At 36.4% G+C, this 22,827-nt stretch carries 18 protein-coding genes and 1 tRNA gene; 9 read left to right on the top strand and 10 right to left on the bottom strand.

Features of this window, described 5'->3' with window-relative positions; genetic code table 11:
• Positions 1 to 43: 43 nt before the first annotated feature.
• The 6 genes from EZ428_RS13855 to EZ428_RS13830 form a co-directional block, all read right to left on the bottom strand.
• On the bottom strand, positions 44 to 1,285 hold the full coding sequence (locus EZ428_RS13855) for a TlpA family protein disulfide reductase (protein WP_131553762.1): 1,242 nt from the start codon (positions 1,283 to 1,285) through the stop codon (positions 44 to 46).
• 158 nt (positions 1,286 to 1,443) lie between these two features.
• The gene (locus tag EZ428_RS13850; protein ID WP_131553761.1) at positions 1,444 to 2,172 is read right to left on the bottom strand and encodes a hypothetical protein; all 729 of its coding nucleotides are present in this window, start codon (positions 2,170 to 2,172) and stop codon (positions 1,444 to 1,446) included.
• Position 2,173: 1 nt separating this feature from the next.
• Complete coding sequence (locus tag EZ428_RS13845; RefSeq protein ID WP_131553760.1) at positions 2,174 to 2,848, bottom strand: hypothetical protein; 675 nt, start codon at positions 2,846 to 2,848, stop codon at positions 2,174 to 2,176.
• The gene (locus tag EZ428_RS13840; RefSeq protein ID WP_131553759.1) at positions 2,835 to 3,389 is read right to left on the bottom strand and encodes an RNA polymerase sigma factor; all 555 of its coding nucleotides are present in this window, start codon (positions 3,387 to 3,389) and stop codon (positions 2,835 to 2,837) included. The genes EZ428_RS13845 and EZ428_RS13840 overlap by 14 nt, the downstream gene beginning before the upstream one ends.
• A complete protein-coding gene (locus tag EZ428_RS13835; RefSeq protein WP_131553758.1) occupies positions 3,390 to 4,463 on the bottom strand; it encodes an outer membrane beta-barrel protein in 1,074 nt (357 codons plus the stop codon).
• Between the two features lie 798 nt (positions 4,464 to 5,261).
• Positions 5,262 to 5,334 (bottom strand) — tRNA-Lys (locus EZ428_RS13830).
• Positions 5,335 to 5,552: 218 nt separating this feature from the next.
• Between EZ428_RS13830 and EZ428_RS13825 the strand changes: the two genes are divergently transcribed.
• Positions 5,553 to 6,053, top strand: a complete 501-nt coding sequence (locus EZ428_RS13825) for a GNAT family N-acetyltransferase (RefSeq protein WP_131553757.1) — start codon at positions 5,553 to 5,555, stop codon at positions 6,051 to 6,053.
• A gap of 165 nt (positions 6,054 to 6,218) precedes the next feature.
• Positions 6,219 to 7,256, top strand: a complete 1,038-nt coding sequence (locus EZ428_RS13820; RefSeq protein WP_131553756.1) for an NAD(P)-dependent alcohol dehydrogenase — start codon at positions 6,219 to 6,221, stop codon at positions 7,254 to 7,256.
• 22 nt (positions 7,257 to 7,278) lie between these two features.
• On the opposite strand, the gene EZ428_RS13815 is transcribed toward EZ428_RS13820, so the two are convergent.
• Entirely contained in the window at positions 7,279 to 8,067 is a 789-nt protein-coding gene (locus EZ428_RS13815; protein WP_131553755.1) for a transposase, read from the bottom strand.
• Between the two features lie 1,270 nt (positions 8,068 to 9,337).
• Between EZ428_RS13815 and EZ428_RS13810 the strand changes: the two genes are divergently transcribed.
• From EZ428_RS13810 to EZ428_RS13790, 5 genes are all read left to right on the top strand, one after another.
• A complete protein-coding gene (locus EZ428_RS13810; RefSeq protein WP_225871064.1) occupies positions 9,338 to 9,724 on the top strand; it encodes a BlaI/MecI/CopY family transcriptional regulator in 387 nt (128 codons plus the stop codon).
• Positions 9,725 to 9,742: 18 nt separating this feature from the next.
• Positions 9,743 to 11,557: a M56 family metallopeptidase gene (locus tag EZ428_RS13805; RefSeq protein WP_131553753.1), complete on the top strand. Its 1,815-nt coding sequence runs from the start codon at positions 9,743 to 9,745 to the stop codon at positions 11,555 to 11,557.
• 33 nt (positions 11,558 to 11,590) lie between these two features.
• Positions 11,591 to 14,029, top strand: a complete 2,439-nt coding sequence (locus EZ428_RS13800; protein WP_131553752.1) for an outer membrane beta-barrel protein — start codon at positions 11,591 to 11,593, stop codon at positions 14,027 to 14,029.
• Positions 14,030 to 15,814: 1,785 nt separating this feature from the next.
• Complete coding sequence (locus EZ428_RS13795; RefSeq protein ID WP_131553751.1) at positions 15,815 to 17,080, top strand: DNA cytosine methyltransferase; 1,266 nt, start codon at positions 15,815 to 15,817, stop codon at positions 17,078 to 17,080.
• A 193-nt stretch (positions 17,081 to 17,273) separates the two neighbouring features.
• Positions 17,274 to 18,350 (top strand): HpaII family restriction endonuclease, encoded by a 1,077-nt coding sequence (locus EZ428_RS13790; RefSeq protein WP_131553750.1) that lies wholly within the window; start codon positions 17,274 to 17,276, stop codon positions 18,348 to 18,350.
• Here the strand turns inward: EZ428_RS13790 and EZ428_RS13785 are convergent.
• Entirely contained in the window at positions 18,337 to 19,026 is a 690-nt protein-coding gene (locus tag EZ428_RS13785) for a hypothetical protein (protein ID WP_131553749.1), read from the bottom strand. The genes EZ428_RS13790 and EZ428_RS13785 overlap by 14 nt on opposite strands.
• A 73-nt stretch (positions 19,027 to 19,099) precedes the next feature.
• Entirely contained in the window at positions 19,100 to 19,849 is a 750-nt protein-coding gene (locus tag EZ428_RS13780) for an HNH endonuclease (protein WP_131553748.1), read from the bottom strand.
• Between the two features lie 438 nt (positions 19,850 to 20,287).
• Between EZ428_RS13780 and EZ428_RS13775 the strand changes: the two genes are divergently transcribed.
• Positions 20,288 to 21,331, top strand: coding sequence for a hypothetical protein (locus tag EZ428_RS13775; protein WP_131553747.1), 1,044 nt, complete (start codon positions 20,288 to 20,290; stop codon positions 21,329 to 21,331).
• Positions 21,332 to 21,382: 51 nt separating this feature from the next.
• The gene (locus tag EZ428_RS13770; RefSeq protein WP_131553746.1) at positions 21,383 to 21,727 is read left to right on the top strand and encodes an eCIS core domain-containing protein; all 345 of its coding nucleotides are present in this window, start codon (positions 21,383 to 21,385) and stop codon (positions 21,725 to 21,727) included.
• 319 nt (positions 21,728 to 22,046) lie between these two features.
• On the opposite strand, the gene EZ428_RS13765 is transcribed toward EZ428_RS13770, so the two are convergent.
• On the bottom strand, positions 22,047 to 22,364 hold the full coding sequence (locus EZ428_RS13765; protein ID WP_131553745.1) for an HPF/RaiA family ribosome-associated protein: 318 nt from the start codon (positions 22,362 to 22,364) through the stop codon (positions 22,047 to 22,049).
• Positions 22,365 to 22,827 lie beyond the last annotated feature (463 nt).

Below are 22,827 nucleotides of genomic sequence, written 5' to 3'. Positions count from 1 at the left end.
CTTTTTAAGCAAAATTAGTCTACAATAGAGACTTTAAATTATCCTATTTGATTTCTTTCTTAAGGAAAACTATAATTTCGCCAACATCAATCGTTTTGATAATTATCTCTCCTTTATCATCCAATAATATGTAAGAAGGGTATCCTGACGTCCTAAAAAGATTGATACGGGTTTCTTCATTCTCAAATCCGTTGACCCAAGTCATATTATTGTCGCTAATATATTTCCTTACATTAATGATGTCATTATCTTTTCCGTTCAAGCTGATCAGATTAATCTTTGAGCCGTAGTTATTAAATATCTCACTTATTAATGGCTGTTGTTGAATACAACCTGCACACCATGTGCCCCACCGTTCTATTAAAACATACTTTCCACGTTCCAGGTAATTATTGACGGCTAAGTTAGCACCATCAATTGAAATAAAATCGATTTTTGGAATGACATCTGGCAATACAGTTGGAATCAAACTCTGATTGTTAGTCACTCCTTTGTATGGTTTCATATAGATATGCTCACCATATTTGGATATCGAGTCTATCTCAAAACAAGACGAATCCAACTTGATGATATCAAGACTAGAATAACCAAAACCCAAAGGAGAGGATTCTTCAAAGTTAAGATCAACCCTCTTAGCGCTAGCAACAAAAAAACGATCTTTTTCGGGCTGGTCATAGATGCCATCAAAATTTGCGTCATATATACCTACAATGTACTTTTTTTCGAATATGCCATACCTGACATTGTTGAACCTGACGTTGAAATATTGATCAGTTGCCCTGAAATCCTTAATGGTTTCCTTGGGAAGTATCCTACTACTGTTGCTTACCAAGTTTTTCGGCTCATATAAATTCAAGTAAAAAGAGAAAACCTTTTCACCATCCCTAATTGATATCAGCTCGTTCGCATTACCTCTTGTAATAACCAAGGCATTGCTATCATCATCAAAATCAAGGTTACGGTTGTTATCAAAGGCAATTACCACATCATCCCCAATTTTTCTGAAAATTACCAACATGGATTTGTTTGGGTTGTCTGAATTCCCAATTTTTTTACCAGCTATAGGGAGAAAAACGAAAATATCATTTGTATCTATTTTCTTTTGAAAAGAATAGCCTGAGACCTTCTTATATACCCTTAGGTAATAGGAATTATGTTTGAAGAAGGGAAATGTCATTTCACCTTGGCTATCGGATTTAACATGAATGACATTTGATTTTTCTTGGGCAAAACACAGGTTGCCAAGAATGATAAGCAATAAAATAAAAGATCCCCTAGTATACATAATCGTTAGTTAATTTAAAATGTTAACGAACACCCCATAATTTGCAAAATTACAGAAGACATTAAATAATATTTATTGACATTTTAAAATCATTTCAAGATTGTATTACAAGTTCAATGATCATTTTCATAATTCTTTGAAGTTTTGGATAATGGCTTTCAATTAAACTTTATTGCCAAGCCTGGAAAAGCAGTCCTGAAATTGTCAGTGATGAAAAGCTCTGGTCTGATTTTGACAAATGAGTTCGGAAGCCCAAAATTACAATATACCTTGAAGGAGTTCCCTTTGAAATAGTTGCCTTCTCGATGAACTAAATAACCTATTCCTCCAGAGATTTCACTAAAAGATTTATAAATTAGTTTATTATTCATCCTATTGCCTATTGACGCTTCCAAAAAGATATTTTTTTGCGTCCTGTATCCTGATGGATTCTGGCTAAACGAAAAGAATGAATTGATCGCAACATTAATAAATGTATACATACCACCTTTTTTATAATAATAATCTTGTCGTTGAGGTGCAAAATCTAAAGATAGCCCAAGAAAGGGACTCAATTTATCACGAATTAATCCTATCCCAAAGAAGGGGTTTATTCTAAAAGGATTTTTGTTCTTGATCAATTCGGTATACTGTGCTTCTCGCATAACTTTATTCCTTGCTTTTTTATCTTCAGAAGTAAGTGAATCTTTTACGGAAAGCAATGCTTTTTTGATTATTTCTTCAATCATTAGCCCGTTGAATTTTTGAAGGGAATCTGAAACCAAAAGGATTTGTCCGTTCTTGGTGCCAATAATTAATGTGTCAGGTTTTTTTTGTGCAAAAGAATTGATGGATAATCCACAGATAAACACAACAAAAAGGTATCTCAATTTTGTCTTTGCTTTCATTTTAGTTGTTTTTTTTAAAGGTCAATCTAATTTTCATTGATTGTCTCTCTATGGCGTTTGCCAAATAGGAAGAATCCTTTCTAAGTCTAAATTTTTTTAAAACAATGGCTTCCTCCATTTTGGTTTCCAGGATAGCACCTCGTTTAAATTGTACCGTGAATTCACTTGGCTCAGGGGTTGGAATCTGGTTTTCAATGGTTTTAGCATTAAGGGCCAATATATGGTCAGGCATGGATTGGTAACCAGCAGTATTATTCTCTGCAATTATTGTTTTATCTATTCCCTTTGTGGTGTCCAGGCCTATTTTCGAATGATGTTCTAGGGAAGGGTCACTTTGCACCGTTAATTCTTTCACTATTTCATTACCTAAGCTGTTAATTGGTGCTAATGCCTTACTCATATTCTTATTTTGGCCAGGTCTTAAGGGCAATTTTGTTTTCGTATGTAGCGAGGCAAGGCTGGGTTTAGTTGAAACAGGTCTTGATTCTTGGTCGAGAATCAGGATAAGGGAAATGCCAACTATTAATATTCCTGCAATGGAATAAAACCAGCCCTTGTTCGATTTTTTCTGTGGTTTTATATTTGCCCATACACGTTCTCTACCTAAAGTCTTGTTTGTATGGTCAGAATGTCGCACAATGCGGCAGAGTTGTTCTCCGAAATTATCCTTTTCCATAATAATTTAATTTATACTCTAATAGTTTTTTCTTTAAGACCTCCTTAGCTTTTGCAAGCTGTGAGCGTGAGGTTGCTTCCTTAATGTTCAGCATGACGCTAATTTCTTGATGCGAATAACCTTCTATCACATTTAAGTTTAATACCGTCCTATATCCAATAGGTAACTCTGAGATGCTTTGTAAGACATAAGATGAATCAAGTTCTTCAAAATCAATTGTTGGTGAAGGAATATTTTCGGCTTCACTTAAGGGTACCAAGAAAAAATTATTTTTCTTCCGTAAGAATATAAGGCATTCATTGATCATAATTGTTTTGATCCATGCACGTAACCCATTTTCTTTTTCCAGCTTAAATTTTCCAATGCCGTTAAATACCTTGGTGAAACCTTGCGAAAGAATGTCTTCGGTTAGCATTTCATCTTTAAGATAGCGTAGGCAAACATTGAACATATAATCATAGTAAAAATCAAAAAGACTCCGCTGTGCGCTGCAAATACCTTTTTTACACCCTTCTATTAAATCAATTGGAAATAGTTGCATTTACTTACCAAATATGAGGGCAAAGGAAAGATAAAATCCTCGATTATGAACTATCTCTGTCCCTGTTTTAATATCTTGTAATCCTAGATTGTAACCAAGATAAGGCTCGAAACTTCCCATATACCTACTTAGCCCAAACCTTAAGCCATAATCCATCTTGTTGAAATCATTACTAAAATTGTGGTGCGTGGGGTCTCCATCTATCTTCGTTTTTGCCCAAAGTCTGGTAGCCGCATACGGACTTGCAAATAATCTGAAATATCCAAACCCTTTAAATTGGTAGCTATTGAGAAGTCCCAACTCCAAATAATGAGCAGTTAAACGGGCTTCAACATTATTTGTCTTAATATTTCCACCCTTAGAGGTAATTGAGAGCCCTGGTTGAAAGACATATCTTGCTTTATGCCAGAAACCCGGTCTTGTCTTTTCATTGTATTTAAAGCTGAGATCCATAAAAAAGCCTATTTCGTACCCAAGGACTGGTTCATTTTGTAACGCTTTACCTTGGTAACCCATAATATTTGTTCCAAATTTTAATGCGGGTTTCCAGTTGCTAAACATAGAGTTGTATAAGAACTTGGTAAATCCTGATGGTTTTTTTTGACTAATAACTAATTGTTCTTTTGCTAAACTATCAGCCAAAAGTGTGTAAATGGATTTTGTGTTTTTATCAATTAGAAAAAAGTCTTTAAGCTGGTCCAACTTCATCCCACCAACAGTTTTCCTAAGCACCTCTTCTTTTTCATTTAGAATGATAAAGGATGGAACTCCCATTGGTCCTTTGGGCTGATGAGATCTTATATAAAGTAGTTTACCGTCCTGCGTATCAACATCTATTTTTAAAGCAACATAATGCTGTTTCACATATTCTGTTAAAACGAGGTCTGGATAGATGTATGCTTCCATGTATTTGCAAGGACCACACCATTTGGCAGTAAAATACAGCAACAATAGTTTATTTTCTGTTTTTGCTTTTTGAAGTGCTTGAGGGTAATCCCCATTGTAAAACTCTAATGCATATATCTTTTTCCAAGACAATAAGGCAAGTAAAAATAAAAGTATCAATCTTTTCATTTAGTTTATGGTTGTTTACCATTATAATGCATTTTGAAAGTTAAACGTTGCCTAGGGATTTGCTTTTTTTTTATTGGTTGACATTTGAGCTTAAGATTAATCGAATCAAAAATAAAATTACACGTGAATTGACAATCTTTAGTGATAACATAGTTCCTACACCACAAGCCATTGAAGAAGCGATTAAAATACTTTTAAGCGGTTCAAAAATGGCTGTTTGGATAAAAAAAATGTGAATTGTCCTCATCATACAAAAGATAACTAACCTCTAATAAATTAAATATCTGAAAATTGCTCTTGATATAATATTGGTGCCTAATAGGCAACCATCTCTGGTGTAATCTTTTTATTATCCCATAGGGTTGACCTTACCGATATCGAACCCAAAATCATCGTTTAATTAGTTTTTAAGCAATATTGCAAATTACCTTAAAAACAGAAAACCATCTTTAAATTAAATAAAGATGGTTTTTGTATTTCTGTGATCCCGCTGGGATTATAAGATATGTTCCCTCCGAATTGACCTTGTCCAAAGCCTCATTTCTGCTATGCAGGAATGTCTTTTTTCATTTGTCTACCTCTTCAAAAACAAGTTTTGGAGGTTTCCAAACGAAAAAAGCCTCACTAGTGTGAGGCTTTGTGATCCCGCTGGGATTATAAGATATGTTCCCTCCACATTAATCTTGTCCAAAGCCTCATTCCTGCAATGCAGGAATATCTTTTTTCATTTGTCTACCTCTTCAAAAACAAGTTTTGGAGGTTTCCAAACGAAAAAAGCCTCACTAGTGTGAGGCTTTGTGATCCCGCTGGGATTCGAACCCAGGACCACTACATTAAAAGTGTAATGCTCTACCAGCTGAGCTACGGAATCATTTCCTTTTGTTTAAGGAGGTGCAAATATAGAGATTAAAATGAATTTGCCCAATTATTTTTTAAAAAAATATAAATGTCTTTTTTTGTACCTGTAAACCAACAAATTATAGGGTTCTTTATAGAGATAAATAATAATACAAGGGAAATTTGTTTCTTTGTTTGAGATGGAAATAAACCCATTAATCATTCTACATACAAAGTAACTATCACAACAATATGCTCATCAGGCAAGCAACACTTTTAGATATAGAACCGATCATGCAATTGGTTAAAGCGGTTGTTCCATTAATGATCCAAGCTGGTAATTTCCAATGGGATGATGCCTACCCAAATCCTGTTGTTTTTGAAAAAGACCTACAATTACAGCAATTATGGCTTGCAGAAATTGATGGAGCGATAGCAGGCATCGCCGCCATTACCACAGACCAAGAACCAGAATATGCAAAGGTTGGTTGGGATATCAATGAAACCGCAATTGTTATTCACCGCCTAGCCGTACATCCAGCCTATCAAGGTAAGGGTGTTGCGGTGGCGCTATTACAAGAGGCAGAACTTATTGCTGCCGATAGAAATATCCATATCCTACGTGTAGACACTAATAGCATGAACAAAGCTACCCAAACATTATTCCCGAAATTAGGCTATGTATTTGCTGGCGAAATTGACTTGAGTTTTAGACCAGGCTTATTGTTTTACTGTTACGAGAAACGTTTCTAGACCTAAGATGCAATTTTATTCTAAATATTAAATAATAAACAACTCAACGCCTCCACAACTCAACCCTAACCCCATTAGCATTTGTAACTTATTCGCCATAATTTGAAATGTTTATTTACCGTATTCACACTTATGATAACTTTACTTATCAAAACAAAATAAATTATGATACAATCTAAAGGATATGCAGCACAAACTCCAGAGACTGATTTAGTAGCTTGGAATTTTGAGCGTAGAGAAGTTGGCGCACATGATGTTCAGCTTGAGATATTATTCTGTGGTGTTTGCCATAGCGATTTACATCAAATTAAAAACGAATGGTTTCCCGGTATTTTCCCGATGGTTCCTGGTCACGAAATTGTAGGTAAAGTAATTAAGGTAGGCGATCATGTAAAAAACTTTAAACTGGGCGATTTAGCGGGAGTGGGGTGTTTGGTAGATTCTTGTCAGGTTTGCGAAAATTGCCAAGATGGCTTGGAGCAATATTGCTTGGATGGAAATACACAAACTTACAATAACAAAGGGCGTGATGGCGTGCCAACTTATGGTGGTTACTCAAATAACATTGTGGTACGTGAAGAATTTGTATTACACATTTCAGATAAATTACCTTTAGCGGCAACCGCTCCATTGTTATGTGCTGGTATTACCACTTATTCGCCACTAAAACATTGGAAAGTAGGAAAAGGACATAAGTTAGCCGTTTTAGGTTTAGGTGGCCTAGGGCACATGGCTGTTAAGTTTGGCGTTGCCTTCGGTGCAGAGGTTACCGTGTTAAGTACTTCTCCTTCAAAAGAACAAGCTGCTAAAGAATTAGGCGCACATCATTTTGTGGTTACTTCAGATGCAGCACAACTAAAGGCTGTAGTTGGAAGCTTTGATTTTATATTAGATACCGTATCTGCAGATCATGACATGAACATGTACCTTTCTTTATTGCGTACCAATGGCGTTCATATTGTGGTAGGTGTACCCGCACCTTATCCTATCCATCCTTTTTCTTTAATCGGTGGTCGTAAAAGCCTAGCTGGTTCTGGTATTGGAGGCTTACCTGAAACTCAGGAAATGTTAGATTTTTGCGCAGAACACAACATTGTTTCTGATATCGAATTGATAGATATTAAAGACATTACTGCTTCTTATGAAAGAATGGTTAAAGGTGACGTAAGGTATAGATTTGTAATTGATATGGCTACGTTGTAATTTATGGCCGTCATCTCGATTTCTATGATAAAACCAAATCATTTTTATAGGTGGTTTGGTTTTTTACTACAGCAAATATCCTGTGAATGATCTTGTTCCTAACGGCATTCAAAACACTCATCTTGTTCTTTCCATCGCCCACTTTTCTCTGATAGTATATTCTGAGCTCGTTATTCAGCCTTATGGCACTCATTGCAGCAAGATGGAGCAGGCTTTTCATCTTCCTGTCAGCAAATACGGAAACCCTTGGCCTAAATCTTATCGAGGTACCTGATTGGTGGTCGAATGGCACCACCCCACAGTGACAGGCCATCTTCCTTGGGTCGCTGATCGATGTAAACCAATCGGTCTTGGCGATCATCATCCATGACACCACCTTTCCAACCCCTGGCACAGATCGCATAAGTTCAGTTTTTTTCCTGAGTTCGCCATCCTCCATGATGCTCCTTTCAATATCGGATTCTATCTTCCTTATCTGCACGTCAATGGCTTCAATGAGCTTTTTGTTAAGCTTGAGCAGCTCCCTGTCCACCCCAAGGCTTTTCATCAGCTTGTAGTCGTGTTGCTGCCTGGCCAGCTGTCCCTTCATTTTTATCCTTGATTCACGCTCTGCAAGCAGTACCCTGAGTTTTTTTATGGATGCCGTGGATGGTTTCCATTGCTCGCAATCCTGCCCGTTCCTTTCGATAAAGCTGCAGATCCTCAATGCATCAACCTTGTCGTTCTTTCCCCTTGCAAGCCCAAGGCTCTTCTTCAGGTGGGCCGGGGCCATTACATATACGGACAGTTCCAGGCCCTCCAATGCCCTCAAGCAAGTGCCAGTTATAACGGCCGGTATTCTCCATGGCGACTATGGTTCCTGCCACCGTGTGCTTTTTAAGGAATGACCTAATGGCCTTAGGCTCATTCTGGATGTTGAAATGCTGGACCTTACCCTCAGTCTTTAAACAGATGTCCAATGTCTTGCTGCTGATGTCGATCCCAATAAAAATCTTTTTCATAAATTCATGTTAAGAATGTGAAATGAGAATCCATCAGTTCGGCTCAATTCCTTCATAATGGGTCACTAGCCCTAATTTCTATTTGAGTTCCTGATGAAAGGGAGGCAGAAGTCTAAATCGAGATATGAGTTTCTAACTCTGACAGAGCGATAGTTTACTCCTGCTTCCTTCTCATTCTAAAATTAATCAAAACAAATCTAAAGGATAGATTGCTTGCGAAGAGTAATAAATAAGCTGTGCAATTGCATTACGATGCCCTCCCGATAGCTATCGGGACAAGCTGAGTATGACGGATTCTTCTCTAGTTCACGTCATTCCCACGCAGGTGGGCATCGTAATGCGTTAGGAAGGGGAGTTGAATAGCTGTGCAATTGCATTACGATGCCCTCCCGATAGCTATCGGGACAAGCTGAGCTCTAATCTAAGAACTACCTACTTTAAATCTCATCATCCTCCCCCCAACCCCCTCCAAAGGGGGGCAGCATGGTTCAAAAAAGCAGGATGTATAAAAATTTAACGTCTGGTCTGGCAGGCAGGCAGCGACAGCCTGTCCCGATTCCTCGGGAAGAGGTCTTTAACCGAAGAACCACTGCCCCCTCAGGACCAAGCCCCTGACCCGTCATATCGAACGAGGAACGAGGAGATATCTCTATCCTAAGAACTACTGCCCAATTAGTTATTAATTTACAACTTAATAAAACCTAAAACTTTTATAGTAAATTATACTTTAGTGGATTGATGATAACACCAACCACACGGAATCTCATCATCTTCCCCCAACCCCCTCCAAAGGGGGACAGCATAGTTCAAGAAAGCAGGACGTATAAAAATTTAACGTCTTTTCTATGTCTCGTCGACCGAAACTAGCCGATAATCTTAAAAAAACAAATGTTTCTTCGATTTTCAATAGCTGATGTAGAGTTAATAGAGGGGGCTATTTAGGCTTATCAATTATAGATTCTTCGCTTCGCTCTGAATGACAAATCTACATTTAAAGCTATTTAAACAAAAGGTACGAAAAAATTCCTAAATAAATTTGTATGGTACGAAATAATTCCTACCTTTGATTTGAAGATGAATATGAAACAGCAAAACAAACCAATAGAACCTACCAAATCTGAACTAGAAATTTTACAGGTATTGTGGGAAATCGGACCAACAACCGTTCGTGCCGTTAACGATGAATTGCTTAAGCAGAAGGAAGTAAATTACACCACTACTTTAAAATTCATGCAAATCATGGTCGACAAGGGAATGCTAAAACGCGATGAAAGTAAAATGAAACATGTTTACGCCGTGGTAGAGGAGGAGCAAGAAACCAAGGCACACTTGCTTGATAAATTTGTAGACTCAATGTACAGGGGTTCGGCTAGTAAATTGATGATGCAATTACTGGGCAACAAAAAAACCTCTCCAGAAGAATTAGAAGAAATCAAGAAATTATTAAAATCAATCGAAGAACAATAATCCGCTAATTAAAACCACATGGACTTCTCATTTGCTAACATACCAGACGAAATCATCAAAGCTATAGGCAATACCTTGATACATTCTTTATGGCAAGGTTTATTGTTAGCTGCTTTTGCTGGCTTAGTGATCACTTTTACCCGTAAGTCGAGTTCTGTGTCTCGTTATAACCTATTGGTATCAGGCTTAGTTGTTTTTTGCTGTACAATTATTTTCACTTTTTCTAGTCAGCTGGAGAATGAAAAACTACTAAAATTAACAGCAAATGATGGAGAACGTACAGTAATAGTTACTAAAACACCCTTTTTACCAAGTGTTGATGTGAGCGTAAGTGAAAATCAAATTCTTGGATTTGTAAATACGCATTTAAATACAATCGTTTTGATATGGTTCGTATTCGTATTGATAAAAACGCTACAATTATTGGCCGGACTGCGTGGATTAAATGAACTACGAGATAAAGCTGTTTTAATAGTAGAAGTAAATTTGCAACATAAATTAAAGGCACTAACTACCAAAATGGGGATTAAACAAACCGTTCGTATTGCAGAATCGGCAATGGTAAAAGTTCCAATGGTTATTGGTCATTTAAAACCACTAATCCTTATCCCGGTAGGTATGCTTATTGCCTTGCCACCAGCTGCTATCGAAGCTATTTTGGTGCATGAATTGGCACATATTAGTCGCAAAGATTACTTGGTTAATTTAATGGTAAGTTTAATAGAAGTGATCTTTTTCTTTAATCCGGCAGTGCTTTGGCTGGCCAAATTAATAAGGACTGAGCGTGAGCATTGCTGTGATGAAATGGTGGTGGCCCAAACCAGTAGTAAATCTGATTATATAGAGGCTTTAATTGCTTGTCAAGAATATAACCTGTCTTCGCCGAACTATGCCATGGCTTTAAGTGGCAGTAAAAACCATCTTTTAGGTAGGGTAAAACGGATGCTTTATAAAAATAATCAATCCTTAAACATGATGGAAAAATCATTGCTTTCTATCTGTTTGGTTGCAGCTGGCTTTGCAACAGTTGCCTTTTCAAATGTCGATAAAATAACAAAAATCGTTCATCAGGTTGCTAAAAACGTCAATAAGACTAGTCATGAGTCAGTAACCAAAACCGAACAAGAAGAAAAGACAGCAATACTGAACTTACAGCAAAACATTACCGCACCCATTACTGCAAATATTAACGTGATTGATACCACCAAATACAAGATTTACAAGCCTAGTGAAATTGGTAACCAGACTTCTGTAATGATTGCCAATGGCGATGTGAAAACACGTTTATTGAAACAAGATGGTACGTTATACCAAGTTAACATGAAGAATAAACGTGTTTTTTCGGTTCAAGTTAATGGTTTACCTGTACCATTGGGTCAGCAACAGAAATACACCGCTTTGGTAGATTCCCTACAAAGTTTAAAAACAAGTTTACCAACCATGGATGCCATTCAACAACGGTTAGATTACCTTGGCGCAAAACTGGATTATCAAGCAGATTCCCTGAAAAAATATGGGTCAGTTAAAAATGAATATCAACCTTATAAAGAGGTTTATGATGCCCATGTATCAATCCCTATAAATGTAAACATTCCAGTAAATATGAAAATTGATAATCAACGAGACTTATCTGGACAAATTTTGGAAGCTATTTTAAAAGATGGATTGGTAAGTACCGTTAAATCATATAAATTAACCGCCACAGCGTTGATTGTAAATGGCAAAAAGATTCCTGATCAAGCTTTTAAGGCATTTAAGGATAAGAACATCCAAAACATACAACAAGGCACTACCGTTTATTATAATTTTAATACCAACACAACCACCAATTAACACACCTTAAACCAAACCAAGAAAATTAATATCATGAAACTATTTTTTGCGACTTTGATGGTCGCCTGGATATCCTTTACCTCAATTTTTACTTTAGCACAAACTAACTTAACCCTTACTGGCAAGGTAAATTCTGCTGATGGGAAACCTATAGATGGCGCAACACTATACTTGTTTAAAGCTACAGATTCAGCCTTGCTTAAAACTGCCATAGCTGATGCAAATGGACTTTATCAGTTTCAAAATATAGCAACGGGAAATTACAAGTTAACGGTAATGCTGATGGGCTTTGAGACCTATAAGGGAAGTGCTTTTGTATTAAATCAGGATAAAAATATCGGGTCCATTACACTACAAGCTGCACAAACCACATTAAACCAGGTTACCGTTACGGCACAGCGTCCGTTTGTACAGCAGAAGGTAGATCGCATGGTGGTAAATCCTGAAGCTTTGATTAGTAATGCAGGTAGCACGGCACTAGAGGTATTAGAGAAAGCACCAGGTGTAATTGTAGATCAAAATGGTGCAATAAGTTTAAAAGGCTTAGGTGTTACCATTTTTATAGATGATAAACCTACTTATTTGTCTGGTGCCGATTTAGAAAGTTACCTGCGTTCCCTATCCTCTGCTAGTATAGATCAAATAGAATTGATGACCAATCCGCCAGCCAAATACGATGCTGCAGGCAACGGCGGTGTAATCAACATCCGCACTAAACGAACTCAGGTAAAGGGGTTTAACGGCGCTGTAAATTTGAGCTATTCGCAAGGTAGTTATGGCAGAACGGTTAATAGTTTCAACTTTAATTACCGAAACAATAAACTTAACTTGTTTGGTAACCTCGGTTTTAACACCAATAATGGCTATAGTAATTTAACCATCAATCGTTATTTCGAAGATGCTTTTGGAAACGCTACGTCTAATTTCATTCAAAACTCCTTTAACCGAAATATAGGAGAAAATTACACCAGCAAGATAGGGGCAGATTATTACCTATCGGAGAACAGTACCATAGGGATTAATTTAACTGGCATTTATAACCCAAGCAAAAGAACAGCAAATGTGAAAAGCCAATTCTCTAATCCGCAGCATCAGTTAGATTCAACCATCGCAGCATTTAATGTTCAGGATCAATTGTTTAAGAACAGTGGTGTAAACCTAAACTTCCGTCAAAAATTAGATAAAAACGGGAGGGAACTTACCGCCGATGTAGATTATTTAAACTATTACACCAATAACAACCAAGCGTTTAACAACAGTAGTTATTTGCCAAGCGGCGCCTTAAAAAACAGCGATTTACTAACAGGAATGCTACCAGCAAATATTGATATATTCTCTGCTAAAACCGATTATGAACATCCTTTTAAAAACGGTGTTAAACTTTCTGCCGGATTAAAAACCAGTTATACAGAAACAGATAACATCGCCAATTATTTCTATTCGAACAATGGAATAACCGCTATAGATTACGATAAAACAAACCATTTTTTATATAAGGAAAACATTAACGCTGTTTACCTTAATGTCAACAAGGATTTTAAAAAATTAACAGTGCAACTTGGCCTTCGATTAGAGAATACGGTTTCTAACGGCCATCAGTTGGGTAATGTAAAAAAGCCAGATTCTACCTTTAAGCGTAGCTATACCAACTTATTTCCAACGGTATATTTACAGTACAAGCTAGATACAGCAGATGTTAATGTGTTTGGCATCAATTATGGTCGCCGTATCGATCGTCCTTATTACCAAGACCTAAATCCATTCTTATCTCCAATAGATAAATTTACTTACTATACCGGTAATCCATTTTTAAAACCATCATTTACAGATAATATCGAGTTGTCTCACACTTATAAAAGTAGGTTTACCACCACATTGAGTTACAGCAAAACACGAAACGATGTAAGTGAAACCATTGAAATAGTGGACGGTATCTATTACAGCAGGCCCGGTAACATTGGAGAAACCACGGTAAAAACATTATCCTTTAATGCCTCATTTGATTTTGCTAAATGGCTTAATTTTAACATCAGTGGGCGCGTTTCTAATGTTCATTCGGTAAGTGATTTTTATACGGGTTTGTTAGACACAAAAGGTACCTATTTCTTCTTTAGACCGGTATTTCAGTTTAAATTACCCAAAGATTGGAATGTACAATTAGATGGTGGCTATCAAAGCAGGGTAAAATCGGCACAATTTGATTTGGGTGCAAGGGGAAGGATAAATGCAGCAGCGTCTAAGAAGTTATCTGCTAGCACTACCATTAAGTTGGTAGCCAATGATGTTTTATATACCTTCAAAAACACGGGGATCATTAATAACCTGAGCCAAACAAAAGCCAATTGGACTAATTTAAATGACACTAGAACAGTAGTTTTATCATTAAGCTACAGATTTGGTAAATCTATTTCCGGACAGCGAAAACATGATGCCAATGGGGCAGAAGACGAGCAGAATAGGGTTAAGAATTAAGTTTAGAGGGATATGGTTTAGTGGTTTATAGGTTAGGGTTGAGGGGTTAGAGTTTAGGTATTAAGCATCATACCCCTGCCTGTCTGGTAGGCAGGCAATTCGATTGGATAGCATCTCGAAATCGGAAAGATATTTTTAGTGTTTCTTCATTCAATAGCAGTCTAGTCCCAGTCTTACCACGAGCTATACCAACAAGATACCAAGTAGGGATCAGATAGGGATCAAGTAGGGGATTGCTTCGGGAAAAGCCCTGAAAAACTGTACTGATGATGCTAATTTAGCCGATTATGGTGGTTTTTTCCCTAGCGGATCGCTTGAATCGAGGTTTTACAGCGGAAGGGATGGGATTAGGGGGCGGCAAATCTGTTTAAGAAAAACCAAAAAATAAGAATTTCTAATCTGCTAGCGCCTCGGCATTTCTCCGCCATTTGATCGAAACTGGGTCGTGTCTGCATCATAATTGGATGCTGAAGTAGTCGACTTCGCTTCGTCTTTTCTTCGGGTCGGTCCCGAACGTTTCCCGAACGTTTCCCGAAGCTTTCCCGAAGCCTTCCCGAAGCAGACTCGAACGCTTCCCGAACAGTTCCCGAAGAAACCTAAATGAATTCCCGAAGGAAACCCGAAAAAATTGCTTGAAAAATGTCCTCGAATTTCCGAAAATATTTAGCTAAATAGGTAGGTTGTTCGAGACTTCTCCCAGTGTTGTTCGAGAAACGTAGCTTTAAAGGCCAATTCTCCGAAGGAATCTGGGAGGAATGTGGGAGAAGGCAGGGCAGATTTTGAATGAATTTCGCTTTTTTAAACCCTTCTTTTGCTGAATCCAGTATTCCTTCTGTAACCGTCTAGCAAGCTTTACCGCGAACCATCATAACATGATGAACTGATTTGAACGCTTTTGACCTGATTTGAACGGTTTGAAAGGGCCTTTGTTCGAGGATTGTTCGAGGATCGTTCGAGGATCCTTCGTAAAAAGGGCCATTTCTACGAACAAACCTCGAAGGAACTTCGAAGCAAGGTCGAACAAAGGAACCCAAATAAAGCTAAATTTGCTAGGCAAATAAGCATAAAGTTGACAGGGTTTATCACATCCTTAGGCTTACTCCAATACCCATTCTATCCCTATTCTTTTCTCTCTTAGTTGTACTATAATCTCTAAGAACTATGGAGAAATAGGAGCATAGCTATGGGACAGTTGGGGGAAGACTAAGGGAAGGTTGGATATGACTTGGATATAACTTGGACTTGACTTGGATTTGACTTGGACTTGATGGATTGATATTAAGGGAAATGATTGCTTGGAACAAGCTGGATTGCTAGCATTGCAATGGTTAAACTAAGATAAAGAAATTTGGGTAAATGAGAAGAGAAAGTTTGATGTTTAAGTTGAATTATGGAGAGTAGTTCTTCGAGAAAATCGACAAAACTTTCTACAACTCACAACCCATTTCTTGTGAATGCTTTGCATTTACAACAAAAAGAGCTAGATGTAAACGAAGTTGGTATTGTTTGTAATATGAGAAGAAGTATTCCTTCAAGATATTAATGAACTGCTTTTTATGTTGACAACTTTATATTGTTGAAAAATTATTAAGTTCATTACTAGCGCAGTGAGAAAGTTAGCCAAAAATGACCTTGCAATAAGCTTTAAATACCAGATATTTGATATGTAAAAAATAAATAAGTTACTTATAACCGGAATTATTAGTATTTATTTCTATTAATTTTATTTTTTATGTATTAATTCTAATATTTTTAGTATTTTAGTCCCTTAACATTGGTCAGAAAATGAAACTAAAAGAGAAGATATCACTCGAGAAAGTTTTTGAAAAAGAATATAAAATACGACTTGTAGAAGCTGAAAGTAACAAGGAAGCAGTTATTACTCATTTTTTGCATAATAGCAAAAATGGTGTTTCTCAATTTTACAAAAAAGATGCAGTTAAGTTTACACAAGAGATTCTAGAGTATAAATATCCTGAGGATAATATTTCCAGTTTAGTTGCTGAAGAAGCTCTTCAATATGGCATATTTGATACTTTTAAAGTGCCATTCCCGCCAGTTGAAGCCCCTAAGTTTAAATTTATTGACCTTTTTGCAGGAATTGGAGGATTCAGGCTAGCGATGCAGAATTTAGGAGGGAAGTGTGTTTTCACAAGCGAGTGGGATAGGGAAGCCAAAAGGACATACAAAGCAAATTTTGGAGAAAGGCCATTTGGAGACATAACTAAAGAAGAAACAAAGGTTTTCATCCCTGATAGCTTTGATTTGTTATGTGCTGGTTTTCCATGTCAAGCATTTTCCATAGCCGGAAAACGCGGTGGATTCGAAGATACGAGAGGTACTTTGTTTTTTGATGTTGCTGAAATTATTAAGAGAAAAAGACCAAAAGCTATTTTTCTTGAAAATGTAAAGGGTCTACGCAATCATAATGGTGGGAAAACATTAGCTACGATCTTAAATGTGCTAAGAACAGATTTAGGTTATTTCGTGCCAGAACCTCAAATTGTAAATGCAAAAGATTTTGGCGTACCTCAGAATAGAGAAAGGATTTATATTGTTGGTTTCAGAGGAGATTTAGGAATTGAAAGTTTTGAATATCCAAAAGCTATGGATAAGAAAGTATCTTTTGCACAGGTTAAAGAGGAAGAAGTACCTGCCACCAAATACTTTTTATCTACTCAGTATGTTCAAACATTGGTAAATCACAAAGAAAGGCATGCTAATAAAGGAAATGGGTTTGGTTATGCCATTATTCCTGATGAAGGCATAAGTAATGCGATTGTAGTGGGGGGTATGGGAAGAGAAAGAAACCTTGTGCTAGATCATAGAATTACTGATTTTACACCTACAACGCATATAAGAGGAACTGTAAATCGTGAAGGAATACGTAAAATGACCCCAAGAGAATGGGCAAGGCTACAAGGTTTTCCTGATAATTATTTAATACCAGTAGCTGATGCCTCGGCTTACAAGCAGTTTGGCAACTCTGTTGCTGTACCGGCAATACAAGAAACAGCTAGGGCTATACTTGAGAAACTAGAAACCTTTTAAGGAACGTAAATTTAAACTTTAGAGTTTCTTTTACTGAGGCTAGTCCATTTTTATTTATCCCATATTGTGACTTAATCTTTCTTATTGTACTTTAACAATCCGTACTTAGAGAAATTAGTTGTAATTGCTAAGGCATATTTTTACTACACTTTAAGTATTAGATTTAGTCAGATAATTATTTAGATTTGTGAGGATGAAAACAGGTAACAAAGGAGAATGGAGTGAATTATATGTCTTTTTTAAAGTGCTCGCAGATCAAAAGCTATTACCTGGGGATGCTTTTTTAAACACTACAGCTAGTCATTTCTATCCAGTAGTAGAAATTATTAGAAATGAAAAGGGGAAAGTAAGCACCTTTACATTATCAGCACCTAACGTAATTGTAAATAAAAATTCTGCTAGCCCATTACAGGTTCCAATCAGCTCCTTTGACGCACAAGCAAAGGCTTTATTCAAAATAATTAAAACAGGCAAGAGTACATTTACTGCGCCAATGGCGGAGGATTTTTTAAACGCTTTGGGTGCTACGCAGATTAAAGCAGATTCTGCCACTAAGGCTGATATCGTTATTCAAATACACGATGCTAGAACAAACCTCCAACCAATCCTAGGTTTCAGTATTAAATCTAAGCTTGGAAGTGCATCCACTTTGTTAAACGCTACCCATCCTACGAATTTCATTTATAAGATTACAGGATATAAATTTACTTTATCTGATATCACAGCAATTAATGCTGTTGCAACCAAAAGCAAGGTTAGAGATAGAGTGAAATCCATACTGTCAAAAGGAGCGCAATTGTCTTTAAATGGGTTTGAAAATAACACGTTTAAAAATAATTTGATACTTATTGATTCATGTATGCCAGAGATTCTAGCGCATGCATTGTTGATATTTAATGAAAAAGGTATTTCTTCAATGGCATTAATATGTGCCGAACTCGTACGTTTAAACCCGCTGGGCTTCGATCAAAGCCTAAGCCACAAATTTTACGAAGTAAAATTGAAGCGTTTTCTGTCTGAAATTGCATTAGGAATGATGCCTGCAAAAGTGTGGACAGGCAAGTACAATGGAACAGAAGGATATATTATTGTAAAAGCAGATGGAGAATTGGCATGTTACCATATCATAGAGAAAAATCTGTTTGAAGATTATTTATTAGCTAATACAAAGCTAGAAACCGCGAGCACTGACAGACATGGCTTTGGAAGTATATATGAAGACGGTTCAGAGCAGTTTATAAAATTCAACTTACAAATCAGGTTTTTGTAGTTCCGATTTCGCTAAGTAAGCGTTTAAGTTGCTCTTTATCTAATAAGTAGAAATTTCCATTTTTATGCAACTCTGAGAAATCTACCTTTAATATAATTTCTTTAATGTTATTTTCATAATTATGTCGGCGCTCTTTTAACTTTTTAAAAGCAGCCCCCCTCTTAGTATTAATTAGAATTGAGACACCGTAGGTTACATCTTGTCTTGTAACAAGAATATCTAAGCCCTCATAATAATCTGCATGCATTGAGTATTTAACGTTTTCAAATTCTTTAGATTCTAATAAGAAATAATAAAAATGAATATCTCTAATAAGTGAGGGGTAGGCTCTAAGCGCTCTAGCTTTTAACCCCTCTATACTATACATATTTCCTTGATATGCGAATTGACCATTGGTTTTAGGATCAACATTTAGCCATTTGAGGTATTCTGAAAAATACAATTCTTCGTTGGGGATACTTTTGTGCTGATAAATTAAATAATAGAAAACCTGTAGAAAAGGGGGGAAGAGAGTGTTTTCAACTGCTTCATCTTTTTTTAGCCCACAACCATTATATGGTAGTTTAGCTATTTGTTGCTCTAATTGTACTAGGTTTGAAAAACTAGAACGTACTATAGTCCAATTCCCATTTTCTATATATATGTCTTTTATGTTTTTTTGAAATTCTATATTCAATGCTTGGTAAATTAGATTTGTCCTGGTATTTGATGGTTTATTATAAAGCATTTGCTAATGCGCTATTTTAATGCTAGGAAAAACGTTTGTTTGAATATATTTTCGCTTTCAACTCCATTACCGTTAATGCTAACCCTTTTTTTCGATGTATCATTCTATGGCAGTTGGCACATAATACTACCAAATCAACTTTTGGGTCTGTGAGTCTTTTTACTTTTTTATTATTACCCATAGGCGTTAAATGATGTACTTCAGCCCATTTCGCTCCCCAAATCCCATAAGTCTTTTCAAAATTGAAACCACATACTGCACAGTCATAACCATGTATTTTGAGAGCGTCATTTCTTAAAGAAGCATTTCGCTCAATTTTGTGTGATATATATACTTTTACACCGCCTTCTGTTCTTGCATTCGCAAAATCTTTCTCAGATTCTTCAATTGCCGTTACATTTGCTATTTCTTGTTTAAATGCTTTTATATCTAAACGACTATATTTTTTAACTCGTTCCCAAATTGCATTTTCATCTTCCCCTTTTAATGCATTAAAAACTTCAAGGTTCAATCCACTTAATTTAATCGGTTTTCCATTTTTATCTTTCCAACCTTCTCTATTATTTTCATGGAAGTGAGTGTCAAAGGAATCTCTCGCATTTTTTAAGCTATGCTCAAATGTTTCAATATTTCTGCCTTCATTAAGAGCCTCATAAAACATATAATAAGCTTCTTTCCAAGAATCTGTTAAAAGATTTGCAGGTGGCGTTGAAATACCAAAACGACTTAAAAAATAAGCTACTTCAATAAATGGTTTACTCCTTCGTGTCATAAATGGAAATTGATGATGCTAATTCTTTAATCCTGTTTTTTTATTGATAAAAGGATAAAATTTTTTTTATTGGATAATAAGATAAGTTGAGATATCAATTAATTTAGATTTAAAAAAATTAATTATAGGTTAGATAAATCTAAAAATAAAAACATAATTAATTGCATCTCTAAATGAATATTTAATTTTAAAGAAACTATCAAATAATTATTAAATATTTAGAATGAAAAAAGATAATAGCTTCTAATATTTTCTTCCTGGTTTAAGTATAGCTCATGCATATATGAAGTATAGTTAATGTATAGTTGGCAAAATATTGATTGAAGCTTTTATTAACTATTGGTTAAAGGAGGGGTTAGTGCATTTGATTAACAGCTATTTCAATTGCGAGTGCTTAAACCAGTAACTTGGGCTCATTAAAAGTTCCTATCTTGCTATATGCTACAATTATTTAGAATCTTCATTATCCCATCACTAATGAGCCTTTTCTTAACCGCTAGCGCTCAACAGAGCTATCAGGATATAGAGAATTTGTTAGAAATTGATCCAACGTGGGTTTATCCTCAAGATAACGTGACCAAGGCATTGAAACAAATAATAATGCTGAAAAATGGTGCCGATACAGTTACTATCAATCGTTTTGATGCACAATGGCGTAAAATTTATACCAAGAGTTTTAGTGGTAATAAGCCAGAATCGATTACTACCTATGTGAATAGCACTGATGGTAAAACTTGGAGTTGGCGTTCGCAACGTTTAAAAGATAAAACAGTATGGACTAGTAAAACCACCTATCGTTCTGTCGGAATTCCCTCGAAGCTTTATAACATGGATTATAATAGTAAAGGTGATACAATTGCAAGTGGAAGCGCCATATTTGATTATGATGCCAAAGGGAAATTGTTACAGCGACGGGACTATCGTGCCGGGAAGCTATCTCTGCAGCGAAATTATCGTTATCAAGGCTTGAATTTAGTAGAGATGACAAGCCAGCTTACTGGTTCAGTAGCTAAAAAAAGAATGGAGTATAACTACAATGCAAATGGTAGGTTAGTTGAAACGAGGGAATTTTTTGTAAATCCAAAAGAAAACACACTAATGAGAATCATCCAATACTCTTGGGAAAAGGGTAAGTTGGTAGAAAAACGCTATAAAAATGAGATGCCGCCTAAAAAGGAATACAATTTTCGATATGGTTACGATGATAAGGGAAGGATTTCTACCTATGAGGCTAAACTGGATACCAACTTCAAGCAAGCAAAGTTTATTTATGAAGGGGAAAGACTGAAAGAGATTGAGATGCAATTTAATTCGAAAACGTTTTTTCCAGATGCTTTGCCTGTCTGGAATGCGGATTTTTTTAAAGGTATAATGATTTACAGAAAAATTTATAGCTACAACGAAAAAGGTGACATGATAATGGCCGAGCAATTTTATGGAAATAGAATTGAGCAAAGATTTGAATATGTACTTACGTATTGAAAATTAAAAGTCCGTATAAAAGCCTTAAGCTCGTATCTCAACCCATACCTTATGCCTAGAAAACCAAACAAAACCAGCTTGCCAGATAACCTAAAAGCTGGTATTGAAAACCTTTCTGGTCATGATATGGATGATGTAAAAGTTCATTATAATTCTGCGCAACCTTCACAGTTAGATGCTCATGCTTATGCGCAAGGTGCTGAAATCCATATTGCTAAAGGACAAGAAAAACATTTACCTCACGAAGCTTGGCAGGTGGTACAACAAAAACAGGGAAGGGTTACGCCAACTATTCAGTTGAAAGATGTTGCGGTTAATGACGATAAGGGTTTAGAGAAAGAAGCTGATGTGATGGGAGCGAGCGCGTTGCAAGTGGTGCAAAGGAAAGAGAAGTAATTGAGGCAAATATTCTTATTCTTCCCCTTGCCTGCACGGCATGCAGGCTTACCTCTCCGAATGGTCGGAGCAGGCTCTCGGAGAGGGGGACAGCATAGTTCAAGAAGGAATAAAACAAAAAAGGACTAATAAAACGGTCTTTGATATTTAAGAATAATAGTTCGACAAATTAGATCCCTGCCTATCCGGCAGGCAGGCTTCGCAGGCTCAGGATGACAAACAATAAAAAAAGACCGAATAAATCGGTCTCTAATAGATCTCTCGTCGCTGCCTGCCTGCCGGACAGGCGGGCGCACTGTCGAGATGACGTGAGTTGTGATTAAACTTTCTCTTTCAATTTACTTACAATAGTTGTTAAAGCGTGTTTTAGTTTTTCTGTAGCACCTTTTAGGGCTAAATCATAAGTGTTTCCTAAATCGCTGGTAACAATGGGTGGTTTGCCTTCAAACCTTGCTTCAAGCAAACATTTTTTATCGTTGATACCACTTTTATTTCCGTTTTCGTCTGATAAGTGAACTTCTACTCTGGTAATATGCCCAGTAAATCTATCCAAGTCTTTGGTTAATTGTGCTGTAATTTGAGCTTCGTATTCGCTGTGTATGGTTAGACTTTTGTCTGCGTTTAGTTGAATGATCATGTGGTTCTAATTTTTTGTTATCAATACCTAAATAACAGCAAATTTTATTGGTTGTTTGTTATAGAATAGTAAAAGCTGTCTAATCGATGCTAATGACCTCATTTATAACGGAAAAAAAGCAGAAAGGAAAGGTTGTTTGAGGGAAAAAGTTGAAAGTTAAAAGTTTAAAGTTAAAGAGCTAAAGCGGAAAGTTCAGTGCGTTAGGGTTTTACCATCCCTGCCTGCGGTAGGCAGGTAAGAAACCTAAGGACACCTCAGATTTTCTGAGCTGTCTTAGCTGGGAAATTTTTTATTTGCTCCTTGCTCTTTAATCTTTGTTCTTACTAAACTTAGGTTTTCTAAGGTGTCTTAGGTGGTTAATTTTCAAGTTCCTCCCCCTTACCCCCTCAAAGAGGGGGACATAGATAGTTCAAGTAAAGAACTGTCTTAGATGGTAAACTTTTTTATTCACGAGATAGATCCT

The sequence above is a fragment of the Pedobacter frigiditerrae genome (assembly GCF_004331645.1).
In the GTDB taxonomy this organism is placed as follows: domain Bacteria; phylum Bacteroidota; class Bacteroidia; order Sphingobacteriales; family Sphingobacteriaceae; genus Pedobacter; species Pedobacter frigiditerrae.
This window is presented reverse-complemented; position numbering and strand designations above follow the sequence as displayed.

Coding starts and splice junctions, on each gene's coding strand:
- EZ428_RS13795 (WP_131553751.1), top strand. CDS start 15,815: ATGAAACTAAAAGAGAAGATATCACTCGAGAAAGTTTTTGAAAAAGAA.
- EZ428_RS13770 (WP_131553746.1), top strand. CDS start 21,383: ATGCCTAGAAAACCAAACAAAACCAGCTTGCCAGATAACCTAAAAGCT.
- EZ428_RS13805 (WP_131553753.1), top strand. CDS start 9,743: ATGGACTTCTCATTTGCTAACATACCAGACGAAATCATCAAAGCTATA.
- EZ428_RS13855 (WP_131553762.1), bottom strand. CDS start 1,285: ATGTATACTAGGGGATCTTTTATTTTATTGCTTATCATTCTTGGCAAC.
- EZ428_RS13850 (WP_131553761.1), bottom strand. CDS start 2,172: ATGAAAGCAAAGACAAAATTGAGATACCTTTTTGTTGTGTTTATCTGT.
- EZ428_RS13840 (WP_131553759.1), bottom strand. CDS start 3,389: ATGCAACTATTTCCAATTGATTTAATAGAAGGGTGTAAAAAAGGTATT.
- EZ428_RS13775 (WP_131553747.1), top strand. CDS start 20,288: ATGCTACAATTATTTAGAATCTTCATTATCCCATCACTAATGAGCCTT.
- EZ428_RS13835 (WP_131553758.1), bottom strand. CDS start 4,463: ATGAAAAGATTGATACTTTTATTTTTACTTGCCTTATTGTCTTGGAAA.
- EZ428_RS13820 (WP_131553756.1), top strand. CDS start 6,219: ATGATACAATCTAAAGGATATGCAGCACAAACTCCAGAGACTGATTTA.
- EZ428_RS13780 (WP_131553748.1), bottom strand. CDS start 19,849: ATGACACGAAGGAGTAAACCATTTATTGAAGTAGCTTATTTTTTAAGT.
- EZ428_RS13825 (WP_131553757.1), top strand. CDS start 5,553: ATGCTCATCAGGCAAGCAACACTTTTAGATATAGAACCGATCATGCAA.
- EZ428_RS13810 (WP_225871064.1), top strand. CDS start 9,338: ATGAAACAGCAAAACAAACCAATAGAACCTACCAAATCTGAACTAGAA.
- EZ428_RS13800 (WP_131553752.1), top strand. CDS start 11,591: ATGAAACTATTTTTTGCGACTTTGATGGTCGCCTGGATATCCTTTACC.
- EZ428_RS13765 (WP_131553745.1), bottom strand. CDS start 22,364: ATGATCATTCAACTAAACGCAGACAAAAGTCTAACCATACACAGCGAA.
- EZ428_RS13845 (WP_131553760.1), bottom strand. CDS start 2,848: ATGGAAAAGGATAATTTCGGAGAACAACTCTGCCGCATTGTGCGACAT.
- EZ428_RS13790 (WP_131553750.1), top strand. CDS start 17,274: ATGAAAACAGGTAACAAAGGAGAATGGAGTGAATTATATGTCTTTTTT.